The sequence below is a fragment of the Candidatus Symbiopectobacterium sp. genome (genome assembly GCF_020054415.1).
GTDB lineage: Bacteria > Pseudomonadota > Gammaproteobacteria > Enterobacterales > Enterobacteriaceae > Symbiopectobacterium.
This window is the reverse complement of record NZ_JAHWCO010000267.1, coordinates 1-3,906: the sequence shown is the minus strand read 5'-3', so window position 1 is coordinate 3,906 and position 3,906 is coordinate 1. Positions and strand designations below refer to the sequence as shown.

The 3,906-nt window shown below is 50.3% G+C and carries 4 protein-coding genes and 3 pseudogenes; 3 read left to right on the top strand and 4 right to left on the bottom strand.

The window, feature by feature from the left end:
- From QZ506_RS07715 to QZ506_RS07705, 3 genes and pseudogenes are all read left to right on the top strand, one after another.
- On the top strand, positions 1 to 314 hold a 314-nt coding region (locus QZ506_RS07715), incomplete at its 5' end, for a transposase (protein ID WP_291970192.1).
- 382 nt (positions 315 to 696) lie between these two features.
- Positions 697 to 1,071: pseudogene (locus tag QZ506_RS07710) on the top strand (YidH family protein).
- 49 nt (positions 1,072 to 1,120) lie between these two features.
- Complete coding sequence (locus QZ506_RS07705) at positions 1,121 to 1,288, top strand: DUF202 domain-containing protein (protein ID WP_291970190.1); 168 nt, start codon at positions 1,121 to 1,123, stop codon at positions 1,286 to 1,288.
- Positions 1,289 to 1,632: 344 nt separating this feature from the next.
- On the opposite strand, the gene fdhE is transcribed toward QZ506_RS07705, so the two are convergent.
- The 4 genes and pseudogenes from fdhE to QZ506_RS07685 all read right to left on the bottom strand — a co-directional run.
- Entirely contained in the window at positions 1,633 to 2,571 is a 939-nt protein-coding gene (gene fdhE / locus QZ506_RS07700; protein ID WP_291970188.1) for a formate dehydrogenase accessory protein FdhE, read from the bottom strand.
- A gap of 105 nt (positions 2,572 to 2,676) precedes the next feature.
- Positions 2,677 to 3,228 (bottom strand): annotated as a pseudogene (locus QZ506_RS07695) (formate dehydrogenase subunit gamma); the annotation flags it as partial.
- 202 nt (positions 3,229 to 3,430) lie between these two features.
- On the bottom strand, positions 3,431 to 3,610 hold the full coding sequence (gene rpmE, locus QZ506_RS07690) for a 50S ribosomal protein L31 (RefSeq protein WP_291970194.1): 180 nt from the start codon (positions 3,608 to 3,610) through the stop codon (positions 3,431 to 3,433).
- A gap of 36 nt (positions 3,611 to 3,646) precedes the next feature.
- Positions 3,647 to 3,906 (bottom strand): annotated as a pseudogene (locus tag QZ506_RS07685) (IS1 family transposase); the annotation flags it as partial.

Sequence of the window (3,906 nt, the reverse complement as noted above, 5' to 3'; positions counted from 1 at the left end):
CATGGGATCACCGCTATCCGCAGATAAGCCGGAGCTGGCAGTCAAACTGGGCCAACCTGTCGACATTCTTCTCGTACCCGCAGGAACTTCGCAAGGTAATCTACACGACGAACGCTATAGAATCACTGAACAGCGTGATCCTGCATGCAATCAAGAAACGCAAGGTGTTCCCGACTAATGACTCGGTGAAGAAGGTCGTATGGCTGGCAATCCAGGCGGCATCACAGAAATGTACGATGCCCTTACAGGACTGGCGTATGGCAATGAGTCGCTTTATTATCGAGTTCTGTGACCGCCTTGACGGTCACTTCTGAGGAAAGGAATTTACACAAAATCTTAAACAGGCTCCACAAAAACTGCTCCTTGCCTACAACGCTCAAGAACCTACTCGGCTGGCTTTATTTAATCAGGATCAGGAGATCTTACAGCCAACCCCTCCCACCTCTACGTTGAGCAGTGAAAAAATCAATACGCTAATCCGCTATCTGACTACGGGTGGCCGACAAGACAATTGACCCTCATTCTAACGACTGCGGTAGCCATTTGGTCTTCTCGCTCTATCGTCCCGCAATAAATCCATTACAAACCTGACAGATGCGACAACGACAGGTAAAATGGCCGCAACCCATGGACCGGTGCTGCCTTATACCGTTCAGTCTGGCTGCGTTAGCACCTATCAAATCGTGAAGAAGAATGATGACCACACCGCCATCACCATCAGAGAAAAAGCCCTGGTGGCAGAGAGGAAAAACCCCAGATTACCGTTTTTCTCTGGCCAACGAGCGTACTTTTCTTGCCTAGATTCGAACCGCTCTGGCCTTTTTGGCAGGTGCTATTGCCATCGATCAGTTCACCGTTAATCTGGCAACCCCAATGGTTCGATAAAGTCTGGCGCTGTTACTGGTGCTGAGTGCCGCAGTGCTCGGTGTGTTGGCCTATTTTCGCTGGGCGCGCAGCGAAAATGCCATGCTCCAAGAACAAGACATGCCATACAGCCCGCTACTGCTGCTGGTGACGCTATTTATTACCACCATAGCCTTGGCGCTGGCCGTGGTGGTTATCGTTGGTTAACCGTATGCCTGTTGCTCCCGATCCGGGGCTACAACCCTAACGAACTGGCATGGCCTGGTCACGGTCTGTTCTATTGGCACTGATCGTCAGTCTGCTCTGTTTTCGTTTTAGTCTCGATCGCGACTCAGGGTTAGCCCTATTGTGCAGCATGCTGCTGGTGGCACTCGCCGTGGTGATGGTGGCGATGAGCATTTGGCGCTTACGCTTTACGTATTAGCGCCCGGTATCAGGCGCCACGGTGGTTCGCTATGCTATCGCGTTTTGTTCCACCTCGGTGGTCGTGACGGCATTGGTGCTTGCAGGGGACTTCCTGCGCGCCTTGTCACACTGGTGCGCCTTTATACACGTCATACTTCAAGTTACAGGCGCGTTGGCCATACTCGCTCACCCGAATCACTTACTTGAGTAAGCTCATCGGGATGAATGAACCTTATCCCTGAGGTTCACCCTACGGACCAGCGCAGGCGCTGTTCAAATTTGTTCCTTATTTGCTGCCTTCCTGCAACTCGAATGATTTAGGGGTAGCACCCACACCGTGATGAGTAACGGTGCGCTACGACATCAATCCGCCGTAGTGTATTCAGGAAACAGGAAGGGGTTGATGCTGCTGCGAGAGAATCCCTCTTCTTCCATTTTTATATCCAGCACCAGTGAGGCAAGATCGTCCGCTACCGCTTCGACACGGTGATCTTTCTCCTGATAAAGCAGCTTTATATAGGTGCCGCAATCACCGCAGCCCTCTGCCTTGATGGCTGACTCTTCACTGTCTAACGACCAATAATTGAGGTTGCCGGTTGCCTCGCAGTTACTGCATTTCACGCGCACCATGTGCCATTCACTTTCGCACAGGTTGCAGTGCAGGTAACGCAGGCCGCTGGTGGTTCCAAGTTGCACTACACCAGAAACAGGAATACCGCCACACACCGGGCAGAACTGACGATGCTCCCCCACTTCGGATTTCGCTTTACCCGGCAGTTGCGTCGCCATCTGCGCCCAATAAAGAGAGAGGGCTGCCCAGATGAACGGGGCCTTATCGTTATCTTCACCGTTAAACTGATGTGCCAGCAGGCTGTCGGCCAATGTTTCCCACTCCTGCACCGGCATTTTCTTCAGATTTTCCAGCGTAGTCAGCACCTGACCGTTGGCGGCAGGCATTAAATCTTCGATCAACGCATGCAGTAGCGTATGCCAGTGTGCATCACGCGGAAACGCGCTGGCATCCAGCGGCGGGCGATTGTTCTGCTGCGCCTGTGCCAACACATCGGTCAAATCGACACGCAACGGATGATCGTGTAGCACCTTCTGCTGTGCCTCAACCATGACTGCAGCAAAATTCAGGTAATCGCTGAGCGCATGGTCAGCTGCCAATTGTCGCAGACGCTCTGCACGGCTGCTGTACAGGCTCTTTAAATTAGCGAACAACAACGGCGGTATCACGCCCACCGTTGATGATTTTTCATTATTTTCCAACTGATCCTGAGGGACAATGCGAATACTCATCCTGGTGATTTATCCTGTTGTTTACGTTTGTTTTTCTTGTTGTTTTCGTTGAATCTCTCGATACCAACATGGATGATGTTTTTTCGCCCACGCCGCAGGTACCTAGCCTTCTACCATAGCAGTAATTGTTCCTTTCACCCATAGTGCCGCATACACATGCACCATGATGACCAGGATCAGACCAACGGCCACCAGCGAGTGTACCAGCAGGGCCAAACGAATCACCTGGATAGGAAACGCCGGGGCAAAGTAGGGACGCCACATCACTATCCCACTCGCCAGCAACAGCACCAGGCAAATGATGGCCAACCAGAACACGCACTTTTGCCCGAAATTATACCGACCTGTGTCACCGACTTCCTGATTTCTGGCAATTTTATGGATGTTTTTGGCCCATTTAATGTAATCGCGCTGGATCAGGTTGTGTTTCCAGTAGCGCAGGAACATCAGCAACAAGGCCACAAACATCACCACGCCAACAAACGGATGCAGTATACGCGCCAGTTGTGGCGTACCGAGAATATGCAGCAACCAGTTCAGCGAAGGGAACAAAAACCCTAACCCGCTTATCGCGGCAAACACGAAGCAGAATGCCACAATCCAGTGGTTTATATGTAGTAGCTCAGACCTGATCTGACAGACACCTGTATAAATAATCGGTAACTGTCAGATCAAGTCTGAGCTAGTACATTTCATGCGAAGTCGTGATAGATTGTCATGCGAATCACTGATCGATCACGATGCGAATATGCACTCAGCATGCTGATGTCCTTTCTGGTGTGAGAACCTCAAAACAACATGTTGGGTGGAGCTGAGAATCCAAATGGTGAATTACCGTCTTATATCACTGGCGCTGACACTATTTTAAAAAATGGCCAAAACGCTTGTTAAAGCGTGCCGTGCTGCCTTCTTTGGCATACTCTTTTTGTTTCCCGGTGTAATAAGGATGTGATGCTGACGATACATCAATCGTGACATAGGGATAGGTTACGCCGTCCCGTTCGATGGTGCGGTCTGTCTGGATGGTTGAGACCACCATAAAATACGGTTGTGTATTCAATGAGTTGATGTAGCATCAAACGTAGTACTCGCGTTCGATGTAAGTACCGATATCCTATCGTGCATTTCGGATGATTTTGAATATCCGAGCGTCTTGCGATTGAGCAGTTGCAATCGGTTACGCAGTGTCAGATATGCACACTCAATACGCTGTGTATACAGCTTGCTAACAATGTGTTTTACTTTTGGAAGTTCGTCGTTGTAAGCCCTGTAGCCATCCGTGTTTGCATGACTGACAATGGTAACGCTGGTGGCCATTTTTGCCATAACCGTGTT